The 26,314-nt window shown below is 62.8% G+C and carries 27 protein-coding genes; 16 read left to right on the top strand and 11 right to left on the bottom strand.

The window, feature by feature from the left end:
* Positions 1–21: 21 nt before the first annotated feature.
* Positions 22–1,218, top strand: a complete 1,197-nt coding sequence (locus AWT76_RS13715; RefSeq protein WP_072246842.1) for a glycosyltransferase family 4 protein — start codon at positions 22–24, stop codon at positions 1,216–1,218.
* Positions 1,219–1,236: 18 nt separating this feature from the next.
* Here AWT76_RS13715 and dapD read toward each other — a convergent pair whose 3' ends face one another.
* Complete coding sequence (gene dapD / locus AWT76_RS13710; protein ID WP_072246841.1) at positions 1,237–2,067, bottom strand: 2,3,4,5-tetrahydropyridine-2,6-dicarboxylate N-succinyltransferase; 831 nt, start codon at positions 2,065–2,067, stop codon at positions 1,237–1,239.
* Between the two features lie 92 nt (positions 2,068–2,159).
* Between dapD and AWT76_RS13705 the strand changes: the two genes are divergently transcribed.
* Positions 2,160–2,978 carry an LOG family protein gene (locus AWT76_RS13705; protein ID WP_082700213.1) on the top strand — a complete coding sequence of 273 codons (819 nt, stop codon included), beginning with the start codon at positions 2,160–2,162 and terminating at the stop codon, positions 2,976–2,978.
* Here the strand turns inward: AWT76_RS13705 and AWT76_RS13700 are convergent.
* Entirely contained in the window at positions 2,975–3,925 is a 951-nt protein-coding gene (locus tag AWT76_RS13700) for an L-threonylcarbamoyladenylate synthase (RefSeq protein ID WP_072246839.1), read from the bottom strand. The genes AWT76_RS13705 and AWT76_RS13700 overlap by 4 nt on opposite strands.
* An 85-nt stretch (positions 3,926–4,010) precedes the next feature.
* Between AWT76_RS13700 and AWT76_RS13695 the strand changes: the two genes are divergently transcribed.
* The gene (locus tag AWT76_RS13695) at positions 4,011–5,699 is read left to right on the top strand and encodes an acyl-CoA dehydrogenase (RefSeq protein ID WP_072247724.1); all 1,689 of its coding nucleotides are present in this window, start codon (positions 4,011–4,013) and stop codon (positions 5,697–5,699) included.
* Positions 5,696–6,724 carry an MBL fold metallo-hydrolase gene (locus AWT76_RS13690; protein WP_072246838.1) on the top strand — a complete coding sequence of 343 codons (1,029 nt, stop codon included), beginning with the start codon at positions 5,696–5,698 and terminating at the stop codon, positions 6,722–6,724. The genes AWT76_RS13695 and AWT76_RS13690 overlap by 4 nt, the downstream gene beginning before the upstream one ends.
* On the opposite strand, the gene AWT76_RS13685 is transcribed toward AWT76_RS13690, so the two are convergent.
* Positions 6,714–7,478, bottom strand: a complete 765-nt coding sequence (locus AWT76_RS13685) for a class II glutamine amidotransferase (protein ID WP_072246837.1) — start codon at positions 7,476–7,478, stop codon at positions 6,714–6,716. The genes AWT76_RS13690 and AWT76_RS13685 overlap by 11 nt on opposite strands.
* 3 nt (positions 7,479–7,481) lie before the next feature.
* A complete protein-coding gene (locus tag AWT76_RS13680; RefSeq protein WP_072246836.1) occupies positions 7,482–7,727 on the bottom strand; it encodes a DUF6356 family protein in 246 nt (81 codons plus the stop codon).
* Between the two features lie 106 nt (positions 7,728–7,833).
* Between AWT76_RS13680 and AWT76_RS13675 the strand changes: the two genes are divergently transcribed.
* The 3 genes from AWT76_RS13675 to AWT76_RS13665 all read left to right on the top strand — a co-directional run bounded on the left by AWT76_RS13675 (position 7,834) and on the right by AWT76_RS13665 (position 9,169).
* Positions 7,834–8,295 (top strand): Lrp/AsnC family transcriptional regulator, encoded by a 462-nt coding sequence (locus AWT76_RS13675; RefSeq protein ID WP_072246835.1) that lies wholly within the window; start codon positions 7,834–7,836, stop codon positions 8,293–8,295.
* A gap of 75 nt (positions 8,296–8,370) precedes the next feature.
* Positions 8,371–8,505 carry an aa3-type cytochrome c oxidase subunit IV gene (locus tag AWT76_RS13670; RefSeq protein ID WP_072246834.1) on the top strand — a complete coding sequence of 45 codons (135 nt, stop codon included), beginning with the start codon at positions 8,371–8,373 and terminating at the stop codon, positions 8,503–8,505.
* A gap of 28 nt (positions 8,506–8,533) precedes the next feature.
* Complete coding sequence (locus AWT76_RS13665; protein WP_072246833.1) at positions 8,534–9,169, top strand: hypothetical protein; 636 nt, start codon at positions 8,534–8,536, stop codon at positions 9,167–9,169.
* 15 nt (positions 9,170–9,184) lie between these two features.
* On the opposite strand, the gene AWT76_RS13660 is transcribed toward AWT76_RS13665, so the two are convergent.
* Entirely contained in the window at positions 9,185–9,649 is a 465-nt protein-coding gene (locus tag AWT76_RS13660) for a YbjN domain-containing protein (RefSeq protein WP_072247723.1), read from the bottom strand.
* A gap of 103 nt (positions 9,650–9,752) precedes the next feature.
* On the opposite strand from AWT76_RS13660, the gene AWT76_RS13655 reads away from it, so the two are divergent.
* Positions 9,753–10,403, top strand: a complete 651-nt coding sequence (locus AWT76_RS13655; protein WP_072247722.1) for a pseudouridine synthase — start codon at positions 9,753–9,755, stop codon at positions 10,401–10,403.
* A gap of 123 nt (positions 10,404–10,526) precedes the next feature.
* Here the strand turns inward: AWT76_RS13655 and AWT76_RS13650 are convergent, their stop codons facing one another.
* From AWT76_RS13650 to AWT76_RS17020, 4 genes are all read right to left on the bottom strand, one after another.
* Positions 10,527–11,228, bottom strand: a complete 702-nt coding sequence (locus tag AWT76_RS13650) for a corrinoid protein (RefSeq protein ID WP_072247721.1) — start codon at positions 11,226–11,228, stop codon at positions 10,527–10,529.
* Between the two features lie 156 nt (positions 11,229–11,384).
* Positions 11,385–12,407 (bottom strand): betaine--homocysteine S-methyltransferase, encoded by a 1,023-nt coding sequence (gene bmt, locus AWT76_RS13645; RefSeq protein WP_072246832.1) that lies wholly within the window; start codon positions 12,405–12,407, stop codon positions 11,385–11,387.
* A gap of 112 nt (positions 12,408–12,519) precedes the next feature.
* A complete protein-coding gene (locus tag AWT76_RS13640; protein ID WP_072246831.1) occupies positions 12,520–12,831 on the bottom strand; it encodes a DUF1476 domain-containing protein in 312 nt (103 codons plus the stop codon).
* Positions 12,818–12,979 carry a hypothetical protein gene (locus AWT76_RS17020; RefSeq protein ID WP_176699404.1) on the bottom strand — a complete coding sequence of 54 codons (162 nt, stop codon included), beginning with the start codon at positions 12,977–12,979 and terminating at the stop codon, positions 12,818–12,820. The genes AWT76_RS13640 and AWT76_RS17020 overlap by 14 nt, the downstream gene beginning before the upstream one ends.
* Before the next feature lie 31 nt (positions 12,980–13,010).
* On the opposite strand from AWT76_RS17020, the gene purC reads away from it, so the two are divergent.
* The 7 genes from purC (at position 13,011) to AWT76_RS13605 (ending at position 22,010) form a co-directional block, all read left to right on the top strand.
* The gene (gene purC, locus AWT76_RS13635; protein ID WP_072246830.1) at positions 13,011–13,772 is read left to right on the top strand and encodes a phosphoribosylaminoimidazolesuccinocarboxamide synthase; all 762 of its coding nucleotides are present in this window, start codon (positions 13,011–13,013) and stop codon (positions 13,770–13,772) included.
* A gap of 15 nt (positions 13,773–13,787) precedes the next feature.
* Entirely contained in the window at positions 13,788–14,033 is a 246-nt protein-coding gene (gene purS / locus AWT76_RS13630; RefSeq protein WP_072246829.1) for a phosphoribosylformylglycinamidine synthase subunit PurS, read from the top strand.
* A gap of 3 nt (positions 14,034–14,036) precedes the next feature.
* Positions 14,037–14,705 carry a phosphoribosylformylglycinamidine synthase subunit PurQ gene (gene purQ / locus AWT76_RS13625; protein ID WP_072246828.1) on the top strand — a complete coding sequence of 223 codons (669 nt, stop codon included), beginning with the start codon at positions 14,037–14,039 and terminating at the stop codon, positions 14,703–14,705.
* Positions 14,706–14,818: 113 nt separating this feature from the next.
* Positions 14,819–16,516, top strand: a complete 1,698-nt coding sequence (locus AWT76_RS13620; RefSeq protein ID WP_245638846.1) for a sensor histidine kinase — start codon at positions 14,819–14,821, stop codon at positions 16,514–16,516.
* A 76-nt stretch (positions 16,517–16,592) separates the two neighbouring features.
* Positions 16,593–17,927: a sigma-54-dependent transcriptional regulator gene (locus AWT76_RS13615; RefSeq protein ID WP_072246827.1), complete on the top strand. Its 1,335-nt coding sequence runs from the start codon at positions 16,593–16,595 to the stop codon at positions 17,925–17,927.
* A 442-nt stretch (positions 17,928–18,369) separates the two neighbouring features.
* Positions 18,370–21,147: a ribonuclease E/G gene (locus AWT76_RS13610; RefSeq protein ID WP_072246826.1), complete on the top strand. Its 2,778-nt coding sequence runs from the start codon at positions 18,370–18,372 to the stop codon at positions 21,145–21,147.
* A gap of 113 nt (positions 21,148–21,260) precedes the next feature.
* On the top strand, positions 21,261–22,010 hold the full coding sequence (locus tag AWT76_RS13605) for a cytochrome c biogenesis CcdA family protein (RefSeq protein WP_072246825.1): 750 nt from the start codon (positions 21,261–21,263) through the stop codon (positions 22,008–22,010).
* Here AWT76_RS13605 and AWT76_RS13600 read toward each other — a convergent pair.
* Together AWT76_RS13600 and AWT76_RS13595 are read right to left on the bottom strand one after the other, a co-directional pair.
* A complete protein-coding gene (locus tag AWT76_RS13600; RefSeq protein ID WP_072246824.1) occupies positions 22,007–22,435 on the bottom strand; it encodes a DUF1489 family protein in 429 nt (142 codons plus the stop codon). The two genes, AWT76_RS13605 and AWT76_RS13600, sit on opposite strands and share 4 nt — an antisense overlap.
* Positions 22,436–22,475: 40 nt before the next feature.
* Positions 22,476–23,669 carry an MFS transporter gene (locus AWT76_RS13595; protein WP_072246823.1) on the bottom strand — a complete coding sequence of 398 codons (1,194 nt, stop codon included), beginning with the start codon at positions 23,667–23,669 and terminating at the stop codon, positions 22,476–22,478.
* 108 nt (positions 23,670–23,777) lie between these two features.
* Between AWT76_RS13595 and AWT76_RS13590 the strand changes: the two genes are divergently transcribed.
* Entirely contained in the window at positions 23,778–26,018 is a 2,241-nt protein-coding gene (locus AWT76_RS13590) for an adenosylcobalamin-dependent ribonucleoside-diphosphate reductase (RefSeq protein ID WP_072246822.1), read from the top strand.
* Positions 26,019–26,314: the final 296 nt, after the last annotated feature.

Raw genomic sequence — 26,314 nt, 5'->3', positions numbered from 1 at the left:
TCATTTCCGGGGGCGTCTGCCATGCGCATCGGGTATTTGATGAACACCTACCCGGTGACAAGTGCGACCTTTATCCGCCGCGAAATCGGGGCCTTGGAAGCGCAAGGCGTTAATATCGCGCGCTACGCGATCCGGCCTTGGGGTGAAGCCTTGGTCGAGGCTGCCGACAAGGCCGAAGCCGCGCGCACCCATTACCTGCTGGCCCCCGGCGCGGGGCGGCTTCTAGGCTACCTGTTGGCGGAAAGCCTGCGCAATCCGCGTGGGGTTTTGCGCGCCGTGTCCGGCATGTGGACCATGGCGCGCGCGGCAGGCCATGGCGCCTTGGTGCGCCATGTCGCCTATCTGCTGGAAGCGGTGCATCTGAAACGCGCATCCAGGGGCTGCGACCACATTCACGCGCATTTCACCACCAACACCGCTGCCGTGGCACTGTTGTGCCACCGGATGGGCGGGCCGGGGTTTTCCTTTACGGCACATGGGCCGGATGAGTTTGATGACCCAAAGGCGTCGTCGTTGGCGCTGAAACTGTCCGAAGCGCGCTTTGCGGTCGCCATCACCCAATTCGCCCGCACCCGATTGGCGCTGGCCGGTGGCGCGCATGTCTCGGACAAGCTGCATGTGGTGCATTGCGGCGTAGATCTGGCCGATTTCGCACCAGCGCCGCCCGCGCCCGAAGATGCGCCTTTTGTCTGCGTGGGGCGGCTTTGCCCGCAAAAGGCGCAGGTGTTGCTGGTTCAGGCCATGGCGGAACTGGTGAAAACCCATCCCGCCGCGCGCTTGGTGCTGATCGGCGATGGTGAAACCCGCCCCGAGATAGAGGCGCTGATCGCCCGTCACAAGCTGGAAGGCGCGGTAGACTTGCGCGGCTGGGCCGATGGTGCGGCGGTCAAGGCCGCCCTGACCAATGCCCGCGCCATGGTGCTGCCCAGCTTTGCCGAAGGACTGCCCATTGTCATCATGGAAGCCTTCGCGCTGGGGCGGCCGGTTATCTCGACCTATATCGCGGGCATTCCGGAACTGGTGGACCGCGAAGCGGGCTGGCTGGTCGCGGCGGGCGATGTGTCGGCGCTGGCGGATGCGTTGCGCAAAAGCCTTGATACCCCGGCAGATCGGTTGGCGCGGATGGGCCAAACCGCCCGCGCCCGCATAGAGGAACGGCACGATCTGCATGAAAGCGCCGCCCGGTTGAAAGCCTTGTTCGAAGGGGCGACCAGATAGCCGCCCCGCCCGATAGGTTTAGTCGCGCAGCAATTCGTTGATCCCGGTTTTCGAGCGTGTCTGCGCATCCACCCGTTTCACGATCACCGCGCAATAAAGGTTCACACCGTTCTTCGACGGCATGGACCCGGCCACAACCACCGAATAGGGCGGGACTTCGCCATACATGACCTCGCCGGTGTCGCGGTCCACGATCTTGGTGGATTTGCCGATAAACACGCCCATGCCCAGCACGGACCCCTCGCGCACGATGCAGCCTTCAACCACTTCGGACCGCGCGCCGATGAAACAGTTGTCCTCAATAATGGTCGGCCCGGCCTGCATGGGTTCCAGCACGCCGCCAATGCCCACGCCACCCGACAGGTGCACGTTCTTGCCGATCTGGGCGCAGCTGCCGACGGTGGCCCATGTGTCGACCATCGTGCCGCTATCGACATAGGCGCCAAGGTTCACGAAGGACGGCATGAGCACGACACCCGGCGCAATATAGGCGGATTTGCGCACGATGCAGTTGGGCACGGCGCGAAAGCCTGCGTCTTTCCAGTCTTTCTTTTTCCAGTCGGCAAACTTGCTGTCGACCTTGTCCCACCAAGTGCCGCCCTGCGGGCCGCCGTCGTGCTTTTCCATGTCTTTCAGCCGGAACCCCAGCAGCACGGCTTTCTTGGCCCATTGGTTCACATGCCAGTCGCCATTTTCTTGCCGCTCGGCCACGCGCAGCGTGCCGCTGTCCAGCGCTTCCAGCGTGGCCTCGATGGCGTCGCGGGTTTCGCCCTTGGTGTCGGGGGTGATCGTATCGCGGGCGTCCCACGCAGATTCGATTGCGGATTCGAGGGCGGCTGTGTCGGTCATCGGGGCGCTCCATGGCTCTGGTCATCAGGGTGTTACGGCTATAGCGTTACAGCCTGATAACCGCAATTGCCGCGAAGCCCCCGGAGGCCCTTTTGAAAGACCGCGAGACCCACCGCATTTTCCCGGATGCAAAGCAGGATATCGACCTGTGGGATGGTGTGCCCGACACCGCGCAGACCCGTCACCCGGCCTATCGGCTGGCCTTTAGCGACCCCGATTTTATGGTCCGCGACGAATTGCGCCCGGTGCGGCTGCAACTGGAACTGTTGAAACCCGAATTGCTGATCGCCGAACGCGGCATCCGGTCCACCATCGTCATGTTCGGCGGCGCGCGCATTCCCCGGCCCGAAGATGCGGCGAAAGCCCGCACGCCTGCCTTGGCCGATTTGTCGCGCTTCTACGAGGAAGCGCGCAAATTCGCCTATGAAATGACGCTGCGCTCGGTGCAGGCCTATGGCCGCGAGGATGTCATCATTACCGGCGGTGGGCCGGGCGTGATGGAAGCGGGCAATTTGGGGGCAGAGCAGGCGGGCGGTGTCTCTATCGGGTTGAACATTGTGCTGCCGCATGAGCAGGCCCCGAACCCGCATGTGACGCCGGATTTGTGCTTCAACTTTCATTACTTTGCCATTCGCAAGATGCATTTCCTGATGCGCGCCAAAGCGATCACGGTGTTTCCCGGCGGCTTTGGCACGCTGGATGAAACCTTCGAGGCGCTGACCCTGATCCAGACCAAGCGCATGGCCAAACTGCCCTTCATCCTGTTCGGGCGCGATTTCTGGTCCAAGGTCGTGAACTGGGACATGCTGGCAGAGGCAGGCACCATCAGCCGCGAGGATCTGAACCTGTTCCACATGGTCGACACCGCCGAAGAGGCGATTGCAATCATCGACGGGTTTGAAGCCGACTAAGCGCGCGGGGCAGCGGCGCGGCGCAAGCGGTCATTGATGGCCGCCCCCAGCCCGTGTTCGGGAACCGGGGCAATGGCGATAGGCTGGCCCATGGCGTCGGCTTGGTGCAATGTGGCGAACAGCTTGGCCGCCGCTTCATCCAGATCGCCCGACAGCGACAGCGACAGCGCCGCGCCCCTGCAATCGGGGCCAAAGCCGATCCAGATTTCATCGTGTTGCGGTGTGGTCACGTTCAGCCGCACGCGCGCGCGGGGGGCGTAATGCGACAGCATTTGCCCCGGTGCGGTGATCTTGGCGCCGGTTCTGGTGCGCGGCGGCTGGCCCAAGACAGCCGCAATCTGTTCGGCGCTGATCCCGCCCTCGCGCAGCAACACGGCCTCATTGCCCTCGAACCCCAAAATGGTCGATTCCACGCCAACGGGGCAGGGGCCACCATCCAGCACCGCAGCGATCCGCCCGGCAAGCCCGGCCATGACATGCGCCGCCGTGGTGGGGCTGATCCGGCCCGAAGGGTTGGCCGACGGGGCCGCCACCGGCCCGCCGAATTCGGACAAAAGCGCGCGGGCCAACGGATGCGCGGGCACCCGCAGCGCCACCGTGGGCAATCCCGCCGTGACCGCATTGGCCAGCCCGTGACCGTGGCGTAAGGGCGCAACCAGCGTCAGCGCGCCGGGCCAGAAGGCTTGGGCCAAAACACGGGCGGCTTCGGGCAGGTTTGCCAGATGCTCTGCCGCGTCCAGACTGTCCAGATGCACGATCAGCGGGTTATGCGCGGGCCTTCCTTTGGCCGCGAAGATGGCGGCGACCGATTCGGGGTTCCGCGCATCGCCTGCCAGCCCGTAGACGGTTTCGGTGGGCATGGCGACAAGCCGCCCTGCACGCAAAAGTTGTGCAGCGCGCGCTATGTCGCCCGGGCCTAAAATGGCGGTTTCCGTGTGGTTTTCCATGCGCTGACGCTGCGTTGGGGTTCTGCAAAGGATTGCAACCGGCTATCAGTAGGGCAACACCCTGTCCAGCCTGATGGAGCGGCCCATGCCCTACACGCCCCCTTTGCGCGATTTCGCCTTCATCCTTGACCATGTCGCAGGCTTCGATCAGGTCCGCGCGACCGACCGCTTTGCAGAGGCGACACCGGACATGGTGCAGGCGATCCTGTCGGAAGGCGGGCGCATATGTTCCGAAGTGATTGCCCCCCTGCGCCGCCCCGGTGACACGACGCCCACACGGCTGGAAAACGGCGCGGTCGTCAGCCCGCCGGGCTATGCCGAAGGGTTCGGCGCGCTGGCGACCGGCGGCTGGATCGGCATTTCCGCCGCGCCAGAATTCGGCGGCATGGGCATGCCGCAAACCGTGTCGACCGCGTTTTATGAAATGATGTCATCGGCCTGCCTGTCCTTACAGATGAACCCGCTTCTGACCCAAGGGCAGATAGAGGCGCTGGAACATCATGCCTCGGACGCGATCAAGGCGCTTTATCTGCCCAAGCTGATTTCCGGCGAATGGTCGGGCACGATGAACCTGACAGAGCCGCAGGCGGGCACAGATGTAGGTGCTTTGCGCACCAAGGCAGAGCCGCAGGCGGATGGCAGCTACCACATCAGCGGGCAAAAGATTTATATTTCCTGGGGCGATTGCGATTTCACGCAGAATGTCTGTCATCTGGTGCTGGCCCGCTTGCCCGATGCGCCGGCAGGGTCCAAGGGCATCAGCCTGTTTCTGGTGCCAAAAGTGATCCCGAATGAGGATGGTAGCCTTGGACAGCCCAACAGCCTGCGCGTGGTCAGTCTGGAACACAAACTGGGTATTCACGGCTCTCCCACCTGCGTGATGGACTATGAAGGGGCGACCGGCTGGCTGGTCGGCGCACCGAACAAGGGGCTGGCTGCCATGTTCACCATGATGAACAATGCCCGCGTCGGCGTCGGCGTGCAGGGCATTGGCGTGGCCGAGGGCGCGTATCAGCACGCGCTGACCTATGCGCAGGACCGCAAACAGGGGCCAACGCCAAAGGGCGCGACCGCGATCATCGACCACCCCGATATTCGCCGCCAACTGGCCATCATGCGCGCCGAGATTTTCGCCGCCCGCGCCATTGCCATGGAAAATTGCGTGGCAATCGACATGGCAACCGCCACTGGCGGTGACGAGTGGTCCGCGCGCGCGGGCTGGCTGACGCCGATCACCAAGGCCTATGGCACAGAGGCTGGGGTCACTGTCTCGGATATGGGTATCCAGATTCATGGCGGCATGGGCTTCATAGAGGAAACGGGTGCCGCGCAATTCCTGCGTGATGTGCGGGTAACGACAATTTATGAAGGCACCAATGCCATTCAGGCGCTCGACCTTGTGGGCCGCAAGCTGGGCGATGGCGGCAAGGCCGCTTTCGCGCTGCTGGATGAGATGAGCGCCACCGCCTCCGCGGCGGATATGGGCGCGCCCGTGGCCGATGCGGTGCACGCCCAGCGCGGCGCGACCGAGTGGATGCTAGGGCAGGGGATGGAAGGTCGCGCGGCGGGCGCCACCGCCTATCTGCGCGCCTTTGCTCGCGTGTTGGGGGCCGATATGCACCTGCGCGCGGCACAGGCCGGGGATGCGGCGCGCGTGGCCTTGGCGCAGGTCTATATCGACCATCTGTTGCCAGAGCATGCGGCGCATCTGGCTGCTATGCGGTCGGACCCCGCAGCCTATATGGGCCTGTCCCCAGAGGATCTGACTGCGTGAAACCCGGTATTCGTTACCCGTATGATGCCGCCCCCGACGAAGGCACAGCGCTGGAAATCGCGCCGGGTGTGTTCTGGGCGCGGATGCCGCTGCCGATGGCGCTGGACCATGTCAATGTCTACGCGCTGGACGATGGCGATGGCTGGACAGTGTTTGACACGGGCTTTGACACCAAGCGCACGCGCGGGGCTTGGGTGAAGCTGTTGGCCGGGCCTTTGCGCGGCAAGCCTGTGACCCGCGTCATCGCCAGCCACCACCATCCCGACCATATCGGGCTGGCAGGCTGGTTTCAGGCCGAGGGCGCGCGTTTGGCCATGTCGCGCACCGCATGGCTGTTCGCGCGGATGCTGACGCTTGACGACCAGGACCGCCCGCCGCCCGAAACGCTGGAATTCTGGCGCGGCGCGGGGATGGCGGCCGACATCCTTGCCAAACGCGCCGGGGAACGCCCCTTCAACTTTGCCGATGCCGTCACGCCGCTGCCCTTGGGGTTCGAGCGGTTGTCAGAGGGCGATACCGTGCGCGCCGGGGGGCGCGACTGGGAAGTGCGCTTGGGCCAAGGCCACGCGCCCGATCAGGTCACGCTGTGGAGCCGCGATTGCAACCTTGTGCTGGGCGCGGATCAGTTGTTGCCCTCAATCTCGCCCAATCTTGGGGTTTATGCGACCGAACCGACCGCCGACCCGGTGGCGGAATGGCTGCAAAGCTGTGCGCAATTCCAAACTATTGCACGCGACGATCATCTTGTCTTGCCCGGTCACAAACTGCCCTTCACCGGGCTGCCAATGCGCTTGCGCCAAAAGATCGACAACCACCACGGGGCCTTGGCCCGGTTGCTCGATCACCTGACCGAACCGCGCCGCGCCAGCGAGTGCTTCGCGCCGCTGTTCAAGCGCAAGATCACCGAAGGCACCTATGGGCTGGCGCTGGTGGAAGCGGTCGCGCATCTGAACCATCTGGAACGGCGGGGGCAGGTGCGCCGCAGCATGGGGCCGGATGGGGCGTGGCTGTGGGTCAGGGCGTGATCCTTGTGGCAGTCAATGTGCCGTGTGACAGGCAATAAAGCGTGTCGGGCTCTAGCGCCTCCCACGCGGTTGTCTGGCAGCACAAAGGTTCCGACGCGATGGCGCGGCCACCCGAATCCAGCCGCCCCGAGACATAGAGGCTGGGACATGCCCCGTCAGAGGCATGGCGAAACCCGAACATCCGTGCCCCGTCGCTGAACACGCAGGTCAGGCGCAGCGGGGCCGCGCCTGCGGGTGGGGTTATGCGCGGCAATAGCGCGCGCAGGGCTTGTGCCGGGTCATCCGCCAACCCAAGCGCCAGCAGCGTCAGGAAGATCATCTCGCTGTCGGTGGTGCCTTGGCGCTGGGCGTGAAGCGCATCTGGCAAGGCGGCATCCATGCTGCGGCGAATGGCGGCGAAATGCGGCACCTGCCCGTTATGACAAAACGACCACGCGCCCGATACAAACGGATGGCAATTCGCGCGGCTGGTTTCGCCCATGGTCGAGGCGCGGACATGCGCGATGAACACTGGCGCGCTGACCATCCGGCACAGGTTCTGCAAATTGGCATCGGCCCATGCGGGCAGCACGTCACGATATAGGCCCGGTTCGGTCATGTCGGGCCGATACCAAGCCAGCCCGAACCCGTCGCCATTGACCGGGATCGGGGCTTCGGTCGCGTGGCGGCTTTGCGACAAAAGCGAATGCGCGGGCCGCGTGACGATCCGTTCCAGCGGAATGTCCGGCCCCTGATAGGCAGCAATGCGGCACATGTGTTACTGCGCGTGACGGTGCGACAGGCGCGCATGCAACCGCCGCAGGATGGTGCTGGCGGTGGTCTTGCACAGGGCGGGAATAACCGCATGGACCAGCGCCGCGCCCGCCGCAACTGCCAGCAATGCGGCAAAGCCGAACGCAAAGCGCATATGCTGAAAATAGCTTTCGTCCACGCTGGCGGGATGGTCCAGAAACACCTTGGCAAACAAGGATTTTGCGCGTGATTGGGGGTCGATTGCGGACATCGCGTGCTCCATATTCTGACTGTCAGGCGCAGAATATCTATGCGGGATCGAAAACCATCCCGAATTTCACTGTTTTTCCGATAAAAACAGGATACAGTCCCAAGATATGCCGATTTCATTGGATGATATAGACCGCCGCATCCTGCGTGTTTTGCAATCTGACGCGACGCTGTCCATGGACGCGTTGGCAGAGCTTGCGGGCCTGTCGCGCAATGCCTGCTGGCGGCGCGTGAAATTGCTGGAACAGGCAGGTGTGATCCGCGCCCGCCCCGCGCTGCTGGACCCCGATACGCTTGGTTGCCCGCTGATGGCCGTGGTTCTAATCCGCACCAGCGCGCATGACGCCGAGTGGCGCACCCGGTTCGAGCGCGCGGTCAATGCCATGCCGCAGGTGGTCAGCGCCTACCGCATGACCGGCGATCTGGACTATATGCTGCGCGTGCGCGTGGCGGATATGGCGGCCTATGACCAGTTCTACAAAGCCCTGACCGCACGGGTGCCTGTTTCGGACATTTCGGCCAGTTTCGTGATGGAGTTTCTGAAGGAAACCACGGCATTGCCACTATAGCCGCGCAAAAGGGATGACAGCTTCGCGGCTATGCGGTAATCAGCAAGGCAACAACGCGAACACGGAGACTGCGACATGGCCAAGCATGAACATGGCAAGATGGATATCAGCACTCAGGAAAAGACCTTTGACGGTTTCATGCGTATGGTCACCTGGGGTGCAGCGATCAGCATTGGCGTGCTGATCTTCATCGGGCTGGCCAACGGCTGATCCTGTCTGGGCATTTGGCGGCAACATCATGCAGGCAATCCTTTCCTTGCGGACGCTTCCGCAGCTTCGCATTCTTGTGCTTGTGGTGCTGGCTGTCGTCACACTATCGGCCTGCGCGGGCGAACGCGTCTGGGCGCCCGACGCAGCCGTTCAGGCTGCGCGCTATGTTCATGGCGGACAGGCGGAACTGACCGTCGTGACGGTCATGAATTACAGCACCAAGCGCGGCGACCATACGGCGCTGTTCATCAACGCGGATGAACGTGTGCTGTTCGACCCCGCGGGTAGCTGGAAACTGCCCAACGTGCCCGAACGCAATGACCTGCATTACGGCATGACACCGCAGATTGGCGCGTCCTACTACCTTAGTCACACCCGCGAGACGCATTACACCGTGGTGCAGCGTATTCCGGTATCTATGGAAACGGCCCTGCGCGCCAAACAGCTTGCCTCTGAGGCGGGGCCAGTCCCGCCTGCGCATTGCGCCGTGTCCACGATTGCCATTCTGCGCGAATTGCCGGGTTTCGGGGATCTGCGCTCTGGTTATTACCCGCACCGGCTGATGGAACAGATCGCCGCTAAGCCCGGCGTCATCACGTCAGAGCTGCATTACGATGCGCCAAGCATCAATGCCGATGTCTATGCGGTGCAATCTCGCCTTTGACCGGGGGGTAGCGTGTCAATACAAGCGGCTTTCGAACCCCTGTAGAACGACGCGCCACCAATCGAATGTGTCATCTAGGTTGGTCCGGCTTACGCCGCCAAACAGGTTCACATCCCATTGAATGACTGGATCGCGCTCTGCATCCAGCATTGCCTTGCCAAACCGGTTTTCGGCATTCCAAGCTTGTATCGTGCTTTCGGTGACGGACCCGTCATTCTGCCATGCTGCCCGGAACTGGATATTGGTGCAGTCGCGGCCATTCTGGCACCCATAGAAGAACACAAGGTATTGCGTCCCGTCCATGCGCCCGCGCAGCATCGGATCGCCGACAGCATCGGTGGTGACCTCGACCGCCCCGTAGCCGCGCGCGATTTCCGCAATGCGGGCGGGGTCGGTTGCATCGACCAATATCTGCGCGCTTGCAGTGCCGGGAAGCAGGGCCAAGGCCGCAATGGTCATAGCCATGAAATGCGTTCTCATCCAATCCTCCATTTCTTTGCGCAAACATACGGGACTGGCGGCGTCTGGCAATCGCGCCGCGCAGAAGCTTGCGCGGCCGCGCCATTTCCGGCACACCCGGCCCATGTCCGATTTCATTTATCAGCCGCCGCAGGATGATTTGGTCATTCTGCACGAAGATCATGAGCTTGTCTTCATCGACAAGCCTGCCGGGCTGCTATCTGTGCCGGGGCGTGGCGCGCATCTGGCCGATTGCCTGCTGGCCCGCGTTCAGGCCGTGTTTCCCGAAGCGTTGTTGGTGCACCGGCTGGATATGGACACGTCAGGTGTGATCGTCTTTGCGCGCAGTCCCATGGCGCAGCGTCACCTTGGCCTGCAATTCGAGAAGCGCCAAACCCGCAAGCAGTATGTGGCGCGGGTCTGGGGGCAGGTGGCCGAGCCATCGGGCCGGGTGGATTTGCCGCTGACCGTTGATTGGCCGAATCGCCCGCGCCAGATGGTGTGCCACGACACGGGCCGCCCGGCCCAAACCGATTGGGCGGTGCTGCGCCATGAAGAGCACGGCTCGCGCCTGCGGCTTAGCCCTGTCACCGGGCGCAGCCATCAATTGCGGGTGCATATGCTGGCCATGGGCCACCCCATTTTGGGCGATCCGTTCTATGCGACCGCAGAAGCGGCAGCTTTCCCGCGCCTGATGCTGCATGCGCGCGAATTGCGGCTGCGCCACCCCGATGGCGGGCGCGGGTTGACCGTCAGCGCGCCGGTCCCGTTCTGATCGTGGCTGATTTCATCTTGCCAAAAATACTCATGACACAGCATTCGCCGCGGGGCAGACGGTTGGCTGCATAGGAAAAGGGCGCTGGGCCGAATAGCCCCGCGCGCAATCCTTCGGCGGGTATCAGCCCGCCGGCATCTGGTTGTGTTTGCGCGCGACCAGCGTTTTCGCGGTTTCAACGGCAACAGCGGCATCGCGGCAATAGGCGTCAGCGCCAATGGCGCGGCCGAATTCCTCGTTCAGCGGCGCGCCGCCCACCAGCACGATGTAATCGTCGCGCAGGCCCTTGGCGACCAGCGTGTCGATGACCACCTTCATGTAGGGCATGGTCGTGGTCAGCAGCGCCGACATGCCCAGAATATCGGGCTGTTCGCGTTCCAGCGTTTCCAGATAGGCTTCAACCGCGTTGTTGATGCCCATGTCGATCACCTCGAACCCCGCGCCTTCCATCATCATGGCGACAAGGTTTTTGCCAATGTCGTGGATATCGCCCTTGACGGTGCCGATCACCATCTTGCCCATGCGCGGCGCGCCGGTTTCCACCAGCAGCGGTTTGAGAATGGCCATGCCGCCCTTCATGGCATTGGCGGCCAGCAGCACTTCGGGCACGAACAGAATGCCGTCGCGGAAATCGTGCCCCACGATGGTCATGCCTGCGACCAGCGCTTTGGTCAGAATGTCATAGGGCGTCCAGCCGCGTTCCAGCAGAATGCCGACCGCTTCTTCGATCTCTTCGCGCATCCCGTCATAAAGATCGTCCATCATCTGCTCGACAAGCTCGTCATCGGACAGGTCGGAGAGGATGATTTCTTCTTCGTCGGACATTCGGGGCACCTCTTGAAGGGTCGCGCCAAGGCGCATGCTGGCTTGTTAACTGATGCGTATGTCGGGCATTTTGTCGCGCCCGACACGTCCATTTGCGACCTTGACGTGGGGCTTGGCGACCTGCCCGGCGCGAAAGCCGGGCAGCGGCGCGGTAGCTTAACCGTCGCGGCGGCGGCGGTTGCCCCGGCGTGCGGGTGTGTCGGGACTGTCAGCCTCTGTCCCATCCACGGCGGAAGAGAACCCGCCGATTCGCGCCTTGATCGTGTCAAGATCCGGGCGCGGGCCGGGGGCGCGGCTTTCCAGTGCTGCGCGCATGGCGCGCAGGTGGTCGGGCATCGTGCCGCAGCAGCCCCCGATAATGCGCGCGCCGCAATCGCGCGCCAAGACCGCGTAATCGGCCATCAGCTCTGGCGTGCCATCGTAGTGGATGTGACCGTCTACATATTTCGGAATACCCGCATTGCCCTTGGCAATGATCGGCAGCGTTGCGCCCGCTTCGACAAAGCCAAGCGCGGTGCGCAGCAGGTCCGATGCGCCAACCCCGCAATTCGCGCCAAAAGCCAGCGGCTTATGCGCCAGCTTATCGACCATCTGCACCATCGCCGCAGAGGTCAGGCCCATCATGGTGCGCCCGGCGGTGTCAAAACTCATGGTGCCGCACCATGGCATGTCAGCCAGCGCGGCGGCCTCGGACGCGGCCTTGTATTCCTCGGGGGCGGAAATGGTTTCCACCCACAACACATCGGCCCCGCCTGCTTTCAGCCCTTCGGCCTGTTCATGGAACATCTCGACCGCCAGCGCGTGCGTCAGGCTGCCCATCGGCGCCATGATCTCTCCTGTCGGGCCGATCGACCCGGCGACGATCACACGGCGACCACTGGCATCGGCCACCTCGCGGCCCAGTTCCGCGCCAAGGCGATTCAATTCATGCACGCGCGCTTGCGCGTCATGCAGCTTCAGGCGGCTGGCATTGCCGCCGAATGTATTGGTCAGGAACAGGTCCGACCCGGCTTCGACCGCGCCACGATAGAGCGTGCGAATCTTTTCCGGTTCGTCGGCATTCCACAATTCCGGGGCGTCGCCAGATTGCAGACCCATGTTGAACAGGTTGGTGCCGGTCGCGCCATCGGCCAGAAGCCAGTCGCGGGTTGCCAGCATTTCGGTCAGCGCGTCGGTCATGTCGGGTCCACCATGCAGCGAGGGGCCGGGTGGCCCCCTTTCATCATGGCGCGCTTAGCGCAAAGCGGGGGCGCAGATCAAACGCAAACTGCGCGCGCCGACCTGCTTGGCCTTAACCTTCGGCCAGTTCCGCCTTTGCCTCTGCCAGCAGTTCCGCCATCTTGTCGCGGATCGTGGCTTCGTCCGCTTTGTCCGCCAGATCGGCGGCCACCTTGCGGAACACGTCCTCGTGGCCCTCTTCCTCGAAATCGGCGCGGATCACGTCCATGGCATAGGCTTCGACCGCATCGCCGGTCTTGCCCAGCAAGCCCGCAGCCCACAGGCCCAGTTTCTTGTTGCGGCGCGCAATGGCCTTGAACTGCATTTCCGCATCATGGGCGTATTTATTCTCGAAGGCGCGTTCGCGGTCGTTAAAGGTGGTCATCACTGGCCTCGTCCGTTGAATTGGCGTTGCGCAACATATGCCCGGTGCCGTGCCATGCTGCAAGGTTAAACAGGGTGTCGCGGTGGCTGACAGCTTTGCTTGCGACCGCGTTCAGGCTGGAGTATAGGCACCCCAGATCACACCGCATTTCGCGGTGCTACACCTGTTGGAGAATGCCGATGGCGCGCCGCACGAAAGTTTATGAGGGCAAGGCCAAGATTCTCTATGAGGGCCCCGAACCGGGCACGCTGGTGCAATATTTCAAAGATGATGCCACCGCCTTCAACGCGGAAAAGCGCGACGTGATCGATGGCAAGGGCGTGTTGAACAACATGCTGTCGGAATTTGTCATGTCCGGGCTGAACCAGATCGGGGTGCCCACGCATTTCATCAAGCGCATCAACATGCGCGAGCAGTTGATCCGCGCGGTCGAGATTATTCCGCTGGAAGTGGTCGTGCGCAACATTGCCGCGGGGTCCATGTCCAAGCGTCTGGGCATAGAAGAAGGCACACGCTTGCCGCGCCCGATCATCGAGTTTTATTACAAGGACGACAAGCTGGGCGACCCGCTGGTCAGCGAAGATCAAATCCTTGCGTTCAACTGGGCCAGCCATCAGGACTTGGATGACATGGTGGCCTTGGCTGTGCGGGTCAATGATTTCCTGTCGGGGATCATGCTGGCGGTCGGCATCACGCTGGTCGATTTCAAGATCGAAATTGGCCGCCAGTTCGAAGGCGATATGCAACGGCTGGTCATTGCCGATGAAATCAGCCCCGATTCGTGCCGCCTGTGGGATATCAAGACCGGACAGAAGCTGGACAAGGACGTGTTCCGCCGCGACCTTGGCAACCTGACCGACGCTTATTCCGAAGTCGCGCGGCGGTTGGGCGTGATGCCCCGCAACGCGACCCCCATGACCAAACCCAAGTTGATGAATTAAAAGGTAGTTCCAGCCATGAAAATGCGTGTCATCGTCACCCTGAAACCCGGTGTTCTGGACCCGCAGGGCGAGGCCGTGCGCCATGCGCTCGGCTCGCTTGGGTTCGACGGCGTCAATCAGGTGCGCCAAGGCAAGATGATTGAACTGGATCTGGCCGAAACAGACCCGACCCGCGCCACGGAGCAGGCCCGCGCCATGTGCGAGCGGCTGCTGGCGAATACCGTCATCGAAAGCTACGCGCTGGAACCGCTGGAAGGGTAAGCCATGAAAGCCGCCGTCATCACCTTTCCGGGGTCGAATTGCGACCGCGATCTGGCCGTTGCCTTTGAGCAGTCGGGCGCAGAGGTCGTGCGCGTTTGGCACAAGGACACGTCCCTGCCCGACGGCGTGGACGTGGTTGGCTTGCCCGGTGGGTTTTCCTATGGCGACTACCTGCGCTGCGGCGCGATTGCCGCGCGCTCGCCCATAGGCACGGCCATTGCGGCACATGCGCAGGCCGGGGGCTATGTGCTGGGCGTGTGCAACGGGTTTCAGGTGCTGCTGGAAATGGGCCTTCTGCCGGGCGCGCTGTTGCGCAATGCCGGGCTGAAATTCGTCTGCAAGCCTGTTGCGCTGAACGTGGCCAGCACGGATAGCGCCTTTACCGTGGGTTACGCACAAGGCGCGCAGATTACCGTGCCTGTCGCGCATCATGACGGCAATTTCACCGCCGATGCCGACACCGTCGCCCGCTTGCAGGGCGAGGGGCGCGTGGCCTTTACCTATGCGCAGAACCCCAACGGGTCGGATGGGGATATTGCCGGTATCCTGTCGGAAAACCGCCGTGTGCTGGGAATGATGCCGCATCCCGAACGCGCGATGGAAGCCGCTCATGGCAGCGCTGATGGCCGTGCGTTATTCGCCGGGTTGATCGGCGCTTTCGTGCCCGGCTGAAAACGGCTCGCTTGAGCGGCCCCGGCAATCGCCATATCCTTGCAGGCATGATTAGCCCGCCCGATCTGGACAATCGCCGTGCCAGCATTCTTGGCATACCGCTTTGGGGGCGTATGGCGGTGATCGCGCTGCTGTTGGTGGCGGCGGGCAGCACTTGGTTTCTGAATGGCTGGCTGTCCACCAGCTTTACCGAAGCCACCCGCAACCGCGCGGAGTTGCGGCTGGTTCTATATTCCGGGAATATCCAGTCGGAATTGCAGCGCAATTCGGTCGTGCCGCTATTGCTGGCGCGCGACCCGGTAATCACAGATGCCTTGCGCGATGCCAATTTCGCCACCATCTCGCAGCGGTTGATCGACCTGCAAGACGAAATCGGCGCGGCCTCTATCGAACTTCTGGACCATAACGGGCGCACCGTGGGGGCCACCGACCGCAATATTCTGGGCACGATGCGATCATCCGATGCGGCCTTTGTCGAGGCGCGGCGCACCCCCGAGACCATCTTCCAGACCCGCGAACTGGATAGCGGCGCCTTCAGCTTCACCTTCTCTCGGGGGGTGCGGGACGGGCGCGATGTATTGGGCGTGGTCGTGGTGTCGGCGGATTTGTCGAAATTCGAACGGAGCTGGGCCGGGTTTGCCGATGCGGTGGCGCTGCTGGAATCCTCTGGCCGGATCGTGCTGGCGACAGAGCCGCGCTGGCGCGGGCGGTCGCTGGAAGAAGCATTGGCGATCCGCGATGCGCCCTCGGCCATTGCCCGCGCCTTTCGTGCTACGACCGACTGGACCCAACCATCACCCGATGCCTTCGTGCGCGGCGAGGCGGTGCTGCGATCCGAAGTGCGGGTGCCGTTCCGGGGCTGGCGGCTGGTCAGTTTCACCCGGTACGATTCGGTGCGCCAGCAGGTCAATGCGGCGCTGGCGCTGGTTATGACCGGTTTCGCGCTGCTTCTGGCGCTGACCTTCTATATCCTCAGCCGCCGCGCTTACACGCAATCTGCCCTGTTCCAGCGCGAATCCGAAGAGTTGCGCGCGCTCAATGCCCGTCTGCAACGCGAGGTCGCGGCGCGTGTGCGGATGCAAAAAGATCTGGCCGTGGCCGAACAGACGCTGGCGCAATCTTCCAAGCTGGCCAGCCTTGGTGAGATGTCGGCCTCTGTCAGCCATGAATTGAACCAGCCACTGGCCGCGATGAAAACCTATCTGGCCGGGGCGCGGCTGCTTCTGAAACGCAAGCGCACCGAAGAGGCGCTGGCGTCCTTCCAGCGTATTGATGACCTGATCGACCGTATGGGTGCGATTGCCCGAACGCTGAAATCCTTTGCCCGCAAGGGTGGAGAGGCCTTTGCCCCCATCGACCTGCGCACCTGCGTGGCAGATGCCTTGACCATGACAGAACCCCTGCTGCGCGACAGCCGGGTGTTGTTGGTGCGCACCGTGCCGCCCGCCCCGGTTATGATTCTGGGCGACAGCGTGCGCGTGGAACAGGTGATCCTGAACCTTGTGCGCAACGCCGTGGACGCCACCCGCAACATGAATGCGCCGCAGATCGACATTATCCTTAGCAAGGGCGACACAGCCAAGCTGACCGTGCGCGACAATGGTGAGGGGATCGCCGATATCGACAGCCTGTTCGAGCCGTTCTACACAACCAAACCGGCGGGGCAGGGGGTTGGGCTTGGGCTGGCAATTTCCTCGGGCATCGTCAAGGATCATGGCGGGCGTCTGACGGCCATGAACCCCGGCGAAGGCGGCGCGGTGTTCGAGGTCGAGTTCCCCCTTCATGTCGCGCCCCAGACGGGCGGGACGTAACGCGAATGTGCCCTGAAACCGCTTGCCTGTGGTCGGGGGCTTGGGCCATCTGGCCAAAACTGAAAGGATCGCGCCTATGAGTCGCGCCATGCATGTCGCCATTGTCGATGATGAACAGGATATGCGCCAATCCATCAGCCAATGGCTGGCCTTGTCCGGTTTCAAGACCGAAACCTATGCCGATGGGGCCGAAGCGATCGCAGCGATCGACAGTGATTTTCCCGGCGTCGTCATTACCGATATCCGGATGCCGGGACTGGATGGGATGGCGCTTCTGAAGCGGATCAACGCGCTTGACAGCACGATTCCGGTCATCCTGATAACCGGTCATGGCGATGTGCCCATGGCGGTCGAGGCCATGCGCCTTGGCGCATTCGATTTTCTGGAAAAGCCGTTCAACCCGGAAAAGATGATGGCGCTGGCCGAACGCGCGGCAAAAGTCCGCGCGCAGGCGATGGAAGCGCGGGCCTTGCGGTCAGAACTGGCCGATGGCGCGACAATGATGAAACGTCTTGTCGGGGATTCGCCACTTATGCAGCGGCTGCGCGAGGATATCCTCGATATCGGGCAGGCGGATGGGCATGTTCTGATTGACGGCGAAACCGGCACCGGCAAGACTCTGGTCGCTCATGCGTTGCACGCAGTTGGCAGCCGGTCGGCGCGCAAACTGGTTTCATTGAACTGCGCGGGGCTGGAGGACGCGGATCTGATCGCCCGCCTGTTTGGCCCCGCCGCGCCCGACAGCGCCGAACGTCCGCTTGCCGATGTGGTGCGCGGCGGCACGCTGGTGCTGGAAGATATCGAGGCACTGTCGGAACCGGTTCAGGCTCGCCTGCTGGCTTTTGTCGATGCGCAAGGCACCCCGCCCGAAACCCGCATCATTGCCGTGTGCAACGCTCACAAGCAGAACCAGACGCTAGAGGACGCCTTGCGCCCGGATCTGTTCTTCCGCCTTGGCGCGCATAAGATCGTGCTGCCGCCGCTGCGCACGCGGGGGCAGGATATTATCGCGCTGTTCAACGAATATCTGGGCCAGTTCGCAGAGGAATACGGCTGCGCGGTGCCAGAGCTGTCCATGCCCGATGCCGCCCAACTGTTGCAAGCGCCATGGCCCGGCAATGTGCGCCAGCTTGTCACCATTGCCGAGCGCTGCGTGCTGCAAAGCCGCCGCGAGGATGGCGCGCTCATGTCATTGGTCATGGCCGATAACGAAGCTGTCGGCGAGGCGATGACCACCGAGGGCAAGCCGCTGAAAGAGCATGTCGAAGCGTTCGAGCGCATTCTGATCGACAATACGATGCGGCGGCACAAAGGGTCTATCGCGGCAGTCATGGAAGAATTGCGCCTGCCGCGCCGCACCTTGAACGAGAAGATGGCGAAATACGGGTTGGTGCGGTCCGATTATACCTGAGAATGGGGCGATTTCGGACCTGACGCGGAATTGCCATTGTCATTTGGCGCAGTTGGTCGTTATGCTACGCGTGTTAAGGTCTGCATCGTAAGTGCAAACCCCGACAGATTTCGCTGCCTTGGTGGACGAACGTGCCGAACCCGCCGCGTTCCCTTGGCAGATGGATAGGCCGCAAGGCTTGAAATGCCCGTCTCGTTTTCGCGAATGACCGGGCGTAACCTGAACAGCCACGGCGACGTGGCACTTTTGGAACCGCGATGAACGGACCGATGCGCATGTCAGCTCTATCCCGCAGCAGGGTTTCTGCCGCGGTGTTGATAGAGCGCTGCGCCAATCCGGGTCCGTTTGGCGCTCTGACAAGCCATCCCGCCACGCCTGACGCGCCGCCCGGCTCTTTGCCCGTGCTGCATGGCCCGCTTGGTCCTGGATGCAACGGAACACAATGCCACAGAAAATGCTTATCGATGCCACGCATGCGGAAGAAACCCGCGTCGTCGTGGTGGACGGCAACAAGGTCGAGGAATTCGATTTTGAAACCGCCAGCCGCCGTCAGCTTGCCGGCAATATCTACCTAGCCAAGGTTACTCGGGTCGAACCATCGCTTCAGGCGGCGTTTGTTGATTATGGCGGCAACCGCCATGGCTTTTTGGCCTTCAACGAAATCCACCCCGACTATTACCAGATCCCCGCTGCCGATCGCGCAGCGCTTCTGGAAGAGGAACGGGCGCTGGCCGCCGATGCAGATGAGGATGACGCGCCCAAGGCCGAAAAACCGGCCCGCAAGCCGCGCCGCTCCAGCAATCGCCGCAAATCGGCCAAGGCCGAAGCGGTCGAGGCGGACGATCAGGTGCAGACCGGCGACATCGCCGGCATGGATATTGTCGAGCCCTTGGGCGATGGCGACGAACGTAGCCATGAGAGCGCGGCCCCAGCCGAGGGCGACGCGGATGCAGAAGGCGCGCAGCCGCAGGCCGCAGAGCGCGCGGCACAGCCCGGCGACGCCGACATGCCAGCCGATGCCGCAGAGGCCCCTGCAACCACCGAGCCTTTGGATGATGCCGATGGCGCCGACGCAGAACATGCGTCGGACGAAGAGGCCTATGTCGCAGCAGAGCATGCCAGCGATCTTGACGACCGGATCGAGTCTATCTCGGATGGTGACCCGATCGAAGAAGCGCGCCCGCGCCGCAAGCCGCGGATGCGCCGCTACAAGATTCAGGAAGTCATCAAGGTGCGCCAGATCATGCTGGTGCAGGTCGTCAAGGAAGAGCGCGGCAACAAAGGCGCTGCGCTGACCACCTACCTGTCGCTGGCGGGCCGCTACTGCGTGTTGATGCCCAACACGGCGCGCGGCGGCGGGATCAGCCGCAAAATTACCAATGCCGCAGACCGTCAGAAACTGAAGGCCATCGCGGCCGAAATCACCGTGCCCGAAGGTGCGGGGCTGATCATCCGCACTGCGGGCGCGAACCGCACCCGGGCAGAGATCAAGCGCGACTATGAATACCTGCTGCGTCTTTGGGAACAGATCCGCGACCTCACGCTGAAATCCATCGCGCCGACCCCGATCTACGAGGAAGGCAACCTGATCAAGCGGTCGATCCGTGACTTGTACAACAAGGATATCGACGAGGTTCTGGTCGAAGGCGAGGCCGGCTATCGCGTGGCCAAGGACTTCATGAAAATGATCATGCCGTCCCACGCCAAGAACGTGAAACTGTATGACGAGGGCCTGCCGCTTTTCGCGCGCTACCAAGTTGAAACGACGCTGACCGCCATGTTCAACCCGACGGTGCAGCTGCCGTCAGGCGGCTATATTGTGATCGGGATCACCGAGGCGCTGGTTGCCATCGACATCAACTCTGGGCGGGCGACGCGCGAAGGGTCGATTGAGGATACGGCGGTCAAGACCAACCTGGAAGCGGCGGCAGAAATCGCGCGGCAATTGCGCCTGCGCGACTTGGCCGGGTTGATTGTCATCGACTTCATCGACATGGAAGAGCGCAAGAACAACGCCGCTGTCGAGAAGATGCTGAAAGACAAGCTGAAAACCGACCGCGCGCGGATTCAGGTCGGGCGCATCTCTGGCTTCGGTTTGCTGGAAATGAGCCGCCAGCGCCTGCGCCCCGGCATGTTGGAAGCGACCACACAGCCTTGCGCGCATTGCCATGGCACTGGGCTGATCCGGTCCGATGACAGCATGGCGCTAACCGTGCTGCGTCAGATTGAAGAAGAGGGCACGCGCGGCAAATCCCGCGAAGTGTTGGTGCGTGCGCCCGCAGCTGTGGTGAACTTCCTGTTCAACTACAAGCGCGAACACCTTGCGCAGATCGAGGCGCGGTTCGGGATGGCGGTACGTCTGGAAGCGGACCCGGCGCTGGTCAGCCCTGATTTCGTGATCGAGAAATTCAAGACCGCCACCCGTGTGCCCACCCCGCAGGCGGCGGTCGTGTCCATGGACAGCAAGCTCATGCCCGAGCTGGAAGAAGAGCCCGAAGATACCGATGTGGTGGCGGAAGAGACCAACGCTGACACCGAAGAGCAGCCGCGCAAGAAGCGCCGGCGTCGGCGGCGTCGGCGCGGTGGCAAGGATGGCGAAACTGGAGCCGAGGACGCAACGCCGGATTCCGAATCGGAATCCGGTCCGGAATCCCTTACGGATTCCGAGGTTGCGCCAGAGGCAGATGACATCACGCCGGAAGCCGTTGAGGCTCCCGCGCCCGAAGCGCCCCCGGCCGAAAAGCCCAAGCGCAAGCGTGCCTCGCGTGCAAAGAAGCCCGTGGCGGAGCCCGTGACCGAGGGCGAGAGCGCAGAGCTTCCGTCGGATGAAGCGACCGAGGCTGCTGCGCCAAAGAAGCCTGCGCGCCGTAGCCGCAGTCGCCGTAAACCGGCGGCAGAGGTGGAAGCGCCTGTGTCAGAGGATGCAGTGGCCGACAGCGCTGTGCCCGAAGCGGCCCCGTCAGCCACGGTCACGGACGCCCCTGCGGCAGAACCGGCGGCAGAGCCTGCCTTTGTGGAGACAGCGTCTGCGGCACCCGAGGAACTGTCGGTGCCAACGGCGGCAGAGGTCACGACTGAGGCCGCAGAAACCGAGGTGCCCGTGACCGATGTAGCTGAACCCGCGTCAGACCCCGCAGGGGATGAGGACGCAGCCACCCCGGCCGCAGAAACCGCCCCGGTCGCAGAGAAGCCGCGCCGCCGTGGCTGGTGGTCCCGCTGACTAACTGCCCTGCGCCGTCGCTTATCCTGACCACGGGAAAGTGACGGCGCGGGCGCGTGATCTTTGCCAGTCCTTGGATTACCCTTGCGGATGTTTGACACCAAAGGCCCTTCATGTTCGGCATAGACCTATTTGATGCGGCGCTTTTACCCGCGCTGATGATCGCCTTCGCGGGCGGTATCCTGTCTTTCTTGTCGCCCTGCGTCTTGCCCATCGTGCCGCCCTACTTGGCCTATATGGGCGGTGTGTCGATGCAGGAAATGACATCGGGCACGCAGCGGCGGCGCACCATCGTGCCGGCGCTGTTCTTCGTGATGGGGCTGTCGACTGTGTTCCTGATCCTTGGGTTCACGGCCTCTACCATGGGCAACCTGTTCTTGCGCAATGCCGAATTGTTCGGCCAAATCGCGGGGGCGGTGGTCATTGTGTTCGGCCTGCACTTCCTGGGCGTGTTCCGCATTCCGTTCCTGATGCGCGAGGCGCGGATCGACGCGGGCGACAAGGGCGGCTCGGCCTTTGGGGCCTATGTGCTGGGGCTGGCTTTTGCCTTTGGTTGGACGCCGTGCATTGGCCCGGTTCTGGGCGCGATCCTGTCCATGGCCGCAACCGAAGCCGATTCGGCACGCGGCACGTTGATGCTGGGCATCTATGCGCTGGGGCTGGGACTGCCCTTTCTGCTGGCCGCGGTTTTCGTGCAACGCTCCATGACCCTTATGAACCGGATCAAGCGCCATATGGGGCTGATCGAAAAAGTCATGGGCGGGCTGTTGCTGCTGGTCGGGCTGGCCATGGTTACAGGAGCCTTCACCCGGTTCAGCTGGTGGCTGCTGGAAACATTCCCGACCTTGTCGCAGATCGGCTAGCGCAGCCCGATTTCGGCCAGCATCGCATCAAGGTCTGGCGGCAAGCTGTCATCGCCCGCGCGGGCTTTGGGCAGGTCTGGGGGTGCGTCTTCGGCTTTCAGGTAGCGCCAGCCTTGGAACGGTCGGCGCGTCGCGGCATGGGTGCGCACGACATGGGGGTCAAGCACGATAGCGCAGCGGGCAATCCCGTCTGCCCCCATCGCTTCGTCCAGACGCAAAATGCACTGCCGCGCCAGAATGGACCCTTTGAACACCCAATAGAGCGACCCGCCCGCCAGCAATTCCTCGGCGCGTTTGGGCCACATACGGGTCACGTGGCGCGGCAATCCATCTGGCCCTTTGGCGCGCGGGTTGCGCTGCCAGTCCAACAGGTCATCGACCGTTTCCGCGCCGACGCAAATCTTCACAAGGTGCAACTGTGCCATGGGGTCTAATTAACCTGTCGGTCATTGGGGGCAAGTCCGATCAGCGCGCTGGCGCCAGTTTGCGCAGCGGCACCAGCAGTGCCAGCCCGGCAAGGGCAATCGCCAGTGTCAGCCACAGGGTGGCGGGCAGCCCGATTGTCTGTTGCGCCACCGCGAACAGCACTGGCGCTGCGGCGGCGCTGACATTGCGCAGCCCTGCCAATTGGCCCAACCGCCTGCCCAGCCCGACAGGTCCGAACAACGCCAGCGGCACCGCGCCGCGCACGATGCTGGCCAGCCCTTGCCCTGCGCCAAACAGCACGGCAAAGGCCAGCGCCAGCCCAAGATCGCCGGGCAACAGCAGTGCCAGCACCGCCAGCACCACCGCGCTACCAGAAATCATTGCCACGCTGAGCGGGTGGAACCCGCGCCAGAGCGTGGCATCGACCACCCGCACCAGAACCTGTGTCGGTCCCATTGCCATGCCCACCAGATAAGCGTTTTGCCCCAAGCCGCGTTCCAGCAGCACCGGCACCAGATGCACGCCAAAGGCTGCGATGGTTATGCCGGTCAGCGCGAAACTGACGCCCAGAAACCAGAAGGCGCGGGTCGTTTGGGCAGGCGGCACTGGGGGCCATTCGGGCGCAGGGGGCGTTTCGGGGTGTGGGGCTAGGGCGGCTTTGCTGCCCAAAGTGGCGATCCAGCCGTGCAGGGGCAGGGCGACCAGCAAGTGTAGGGCCGCAAAGACCATATAGCAGCCGCGCCAGCCGATGCTGTCCACCATCCAGCCGGTCAGCGGCCAAAACAGGGTCGAGGCAAAGCCGCCGATCAATGTCAGCCGCGTGATGGCCTGCCGCGTGCCGCGTGGCACGCGCAACGCCAGCGCCGCGAAGGCCGCATCATAAAGCACCAAAAAGCTGATAGCTTCGAGCGTGATGACAAGCGCGCCGTAAACCCAGATATTCGGTGCAACCGCCATGCCAATGAACAGCGCTGCTACACATGCGCTGGCCAAGGTCATAACGCGGGGCGCGCCAAAGCGGTCCAGCCATCCGCCGAACCGGCTGGACAGCACCCCGCCCAGAAACAAGCCTGCGGAAAAGATGCCGAACAAGGTTGCCGGGGTCACGCCGAAATCTGCCGCGACGAAGGGCACAAGAATGGGAAACGCGTAGAATATCGCGCCATAGCCCAAGATGGCTGTCACCCCTAATGCCGCGACAACGCCGGCCCATCCTCTTGAAAGCGCGCTCATACTGGTCCTGTACGGTCGTGGCGGTAACAGCGCTATGACAGCGTTGACCGACGCCTTTGCAAGGCCTATTTTGTCACTTCCCCCGTGCCAACCCCAAAGGATGCCACTATGAGCCGATTCTCTGCTCCCATTGCAGAACAGATATGGGATATGAAATATCGCCTGAAATCGGCTGATGGGTCGGTAAAGGACCACACGGTCGAGGAGAGCTGGCGCCGGATTGCCCGCGCGCTGGCGCAGGCTGAAGCTGACCCCGCCGCGTGGGAAGATCGCTTCTATTCAGCGCTGGAGGATTTCAAATTCCTGCCCGCAGGCCGTATTACCGCAGGCGCGGGCACCGGGCGCAGTGTGACCTTGTTCAACTGTTTCGTGATGGGCACCATCCCTGACAGCATGGGCGGCATTTTCGACATGTTGAAAGAGGCCGCTTTGACCATGCAGCAGGGTGGCGGGATCGGGTATGATTTCAGCACCATTCGGCCCAAGGGCGCGGCGGTGCATGGGGTGGCGGCAGATGCCTCTGGGCCGCTGTCGTTCATGGATGTATGGGATGCGATGTGCCGCACCATCATGTCGGCGGGCAGCCGCCGGGGCGCGATGATGGCAACCATGCGCTGCGACCACCCGGATATTGAGGATTTCATAACCGCAAAGCAGGACGCGGCACGCTTACGCATGTTCAACCTGTCGGTGCTTGTGACCGACCCGTTCATGGATGCGGTCAAAGCGGATGGATCGTGGGATCTGGTTTTCGATGGCCGCGTTTACCGCACCGTGCGGGCGCGGGATCTGTGGAACCAGATCATGCGCGCGACATATGATTATGCCGAACCGGGGGTGATCTTCATCGACCGGATCAATGCCGCCAACAACCTTGCCTATTGCGAAACCATCGCCGCGACCAACCCTTGCGGCGAACAGCCCCTGCCGCCCTATGGCGCATGCCTGCTGGGGTCGATCAACCTTGCCCGGTTGGTGCGTGATCCGTTCACCGACGCGGCCGCGCTCGACATGGCCGCGCTGGACGATCTGGTGCGCGTGGCGGTGCGGATGATGGACAATGTTGTGGATGTGTCCCGCTTCCCGTTGCCGGCCCAAGCGCAGGAAGCGCAGGCCAAGCGCCGGATCGGGCTGGGCGTGACGGGCCTTGCCGATGCGCTGGTCCTGACGGGGTTGCGCTATGGCTCTGACGCGGCGGTGGCGGCGACCGACGACTGGATGCGCGCGGTCGCCCGCGCGGCTTATCTGGCCAGTGTGGAGCTTGCGCGCGAAAAGGGGGCGTTCCCGCTTTATGACCGCGATGCCTATCTGGCATCGGGCACCATGCAGGCCATGGATGCCGATGTGCGCGCGGCGGTGGCCGAACACGGCATCCGCAACGCGCTGCTGACCTCGATTGCACCCACGGGCACGATCAGCCTGTATGCTGGCAATGTCAGTTCCGGGATCGAACCCATTTTCGCCACCAGCTACACCCGAAAGGTGCTGCAAAAGGACGGCTCGCGCACCGAAGAAGTGGTCGAGGATTACGCCGTCGCCCTGTGGCGGCAGTTGCACGGCGACGCGCCCTTGCCAGAGCATGTCGTGACCGCGCAAACGCTGGCACCCATGGACCATGTCAAGATGCAGGCGGCGGCGCAGAAATGGGTCGATAGCAGCATCTCGAAAACCATAAACTGCCCCGAGGATATTTCCTTCGATGCGTTCAAGGACGTGTATCTGGCGGCATGGGATATGGGCTGCAAGGGCTGCACCACCTACCGGCCCAATGACGTGACCGGCTCTGTCCTGTCGGTGTCAGAAGCCGAGCCCGCCCCCAAAACCAGCGGCGATGTCGTTTACCTGTCCGACCCGTTCGACCGACCAGAGGCCCTGGAAGGCCATACCTACAAGCTGAAATGGCCGGGGTCGGAACATGCGATTTATGTCACCATCAATGACACTGTGATCGCAGGGCACCGACGCCCGTTCGAGATTTTCATCAACTCGAAGAATATGGAACATTATGCTTGGACCGTGGCGCTGACGCGGATGATTTCGGCGGTGTTCCGGCGCGGGGGCGACGTGTCTTTCGTGGTCGAGGAACTGAAAGCCGTGTTCGACCCGCGCGGCGGCGCTTGGGTGCAGGGGCAGTATATCCCGTCCATTCTGGCCGCGATTGGCGGGGTGATCGAACAGCACCTTGTGCGCATCGGTTTCATCGAAGGGGCAGGATTGGGGCTGGCATCGGACCCGGCCGCGCAAACCGGCGCGCGCCCCTCGGGTTGCCCGTCCTGCGGCGCGTTCGAGATGGTGATGATCGAAGGTTGCATGACCTGCCGCGCCTGCGGGCATAGCAAATGCGGGTGAAATGCTTCTCAAGATGACCGAGTGTAAAGACAGGCAATTTTTAGCCTTTTTGGCCGAAAAACCTGTGCCTTTCAGGGTCTGTTTTTGCCTCTGTCGGGTAACCCCTTGAAAACACCGAAAACGCAAAACGCCGCCCTACCGGGGCGGCGTTTTTGCGTATCGATCCGAAATCCCACCGACGGACGGGCCATCCTCGGCCACGCCCCGGCTGTCACCCCCCGGAAATGACAACACCGCCCCGGTGGGGGCGGTGCTTCAGTCAGGACCCATGATGGTGATCAGATCGGCATTTGTGT

The organism is Roseibaca calidilacus, from assembly GCF_001517585.1.
GTDB lineage: Bacteria > Pseudomonadota > Alphaproteobacteria > Rhodobacterales > Rhodobacteraceae > Roseinatronobacter > Roseinatronobacter calidilacus.
This window is presented reverse-complemented; position numbering and strand designations above follow the sequence as displayed.

Excerpts from the sequence above, each read along its gene's own strand:
- AWT76_RS13615 (WP_072246827.1), top strand. The coding sequence starts at position 16,593 with ATGAGTCGCGCCATGCATGTCGCCATTGTCGATGATGAACAGGATATG.
- AWT76_RS13655 (WP_072247722.1), top strand. The coding sequence starts at position 9,753 with ATGTCCGATTTCATTTATCAGCCGCCGCAGGATGATTTGGTCATTCTG.
- AWT76_RS13640 (WP_072246831.1), bottom strand. The coding sequence starts at position 12,831 with ATGACCACCTTTAACGACCGCGAACGCGCCTTCGAGAATAAATACGCC.
- AWT76_RS13605 (WP_072246825.1), top strand. The coding sequence starts at position 21,261 with ATGTTCGGCATAGACCTATTTGATGCGGCGCTTTTACCCGCGCTGATG.
- AWT76_RS13610 (WP_072246826.1), top strand. The coding sequence starts at position 18,370 with ATGCCACAGAAAATGCTTATCGATGCCACGCATGCGGAAGAAACCCGC.
- dapD (WP_072246841.1), bottom strand. The coding sequence starts at position 2,067 with ATGACCGACACAGCCGCCCTCGAATCCGCAATCGAATCTGCGTGGGAC.
- AWT76_RS13620 (WP_245638846.1), top strand. The coding sequence starts at position 14,819 with ATGGCGGTGATCGCGCTGCTGTTGGTGGCGGCGGGCAGCACTTGGTTT.
- AWT76_RS13670 (WP_072246834.1), top strand. The coding sequence starts at position 8,371 with ATGGCCAAGCATGAACATGGCAAGATGGATATCAGCACTCAGGAAAAG.
- AWT76_RS13650 (WP_072247721.1), bottom strand. The coding sequence starts at position 11,228 with ATGTCCGACGAAGAAGAAATCATCCTCTCCGACCTGTCCGATGACGAG.
- purS (WP_072246829.1), top strand. The coding sequence starts at position 13,788 with ATGAAAATGCGTGTCATCGTCACCCTGAAACCCGGTGTTCTGGACCCG.
- AWT76_RS13600 (WP_072246824.1), bottom strand. The coding sequence starts at position 22,435 with ATGGCACAGTTGCACCTTGTGAAGATTTGCGTCGGCGCGGAAACGGTC.
- AWT76_RS13685 (WP_072246837.1), bottom strand. The coding sequence starts at position 7,478 with ATGTGCCGCATTGCTGCCTATCAGGGGCCGGACATTCCGCTGGAACGG.
- AWT76_RS13715 (WP_072246842.1), top strand. The coding sequence starts at position 22 with ATGCGCATCGGGTATTTGATGAACACCTACCCGGTGACAAGTGCGACC.
- AWT76_RS13700 (WP_072246839.1), bottom strand. The coding sequence starts at position 3,925 with ATGGAAAACCACACGGAAACCGCCATTTTAGGCCCGGGCGACATAGCG.
- AWT76_RS13665 (WP_072246833.1), top strand. The coding sequence starts at position 8,534 with ATGCAGGCAATCCTTTCCTTGCGGACGCTTCCGCAGCTTCGCATTCTT.
- AWT76_RS13590 (WP_072246822.1), top strand. The coding sequence starts at position 23,778 with ATGAGCCGATTCTCTGCTCCCATTGCAGAACAGATATGGGATATGAAA.
- AWT76_RS13680 (WP_072246836.1), bottom strand. The coding sequence starts at position 7,727 with ATGTCCGCAATCGACCCCCAATCACGCGCAAAATCCTTGTTTGCCAAG.
- purQ (WP_072246828.1), top strand. The coding sequence starts at position 14,037 with ATGAAAGCCGCCGTCATCACCTTTCCGGGGTCGAATTGCGACCGCGAT.
- bmt (WP_072246832.1), bottom strand. The coding sequence starts at position 12,407 with ATGACCGACGCGCTGACCGAAATGCTGGCAACCCGCGACTGGCTTCTG.
- AWT76_RS13660 (WP_072247723.1), bottom strand. The coding sequence starts at position 9,649 with ATGAGAACGCATTTCATGGCTATGACCATTGCGGCCTTGGCCCTGCTT.
- AWT76_RS13675 (WP_072246835.1), top strand. The coding sequence starts at position 7,834 with ATGCCGATTTCATTGGATGATATAGACCGCCGCATCCTGCGTGTTTTG.
- AWT76_RS13695 (WP_072247724.1), top strand. The coding sequence starts at position 4,011 with ATGCCCTACACGCCCCCTTTGCGCGATTTCGCCTTCATCCTTGACCAT.
- AWT76_RS17020 (WP_176699404.1), bottom strand. The coding sequence starts at position 12,979 with ATGCGGTGTGATCTGGGGTGCCTATACTCCAGCCTGAACGCGGTCGCA.
- purC (WP_072246830.1), top strand. The coding sequence starts at position 13,011 with ATGGCGCGCCGCACGAAAGTTTATGAGGGCAAGGCCAAGATTCTCTAT.
- AWT76_RS13595 (WP_072246823.1), bottom strand. The coding sequence starts at position 23,669 with ATGAGCGCGCTTTCAAGAGGATGGGCCGGCGTTGTCGCGGCATTAGGG.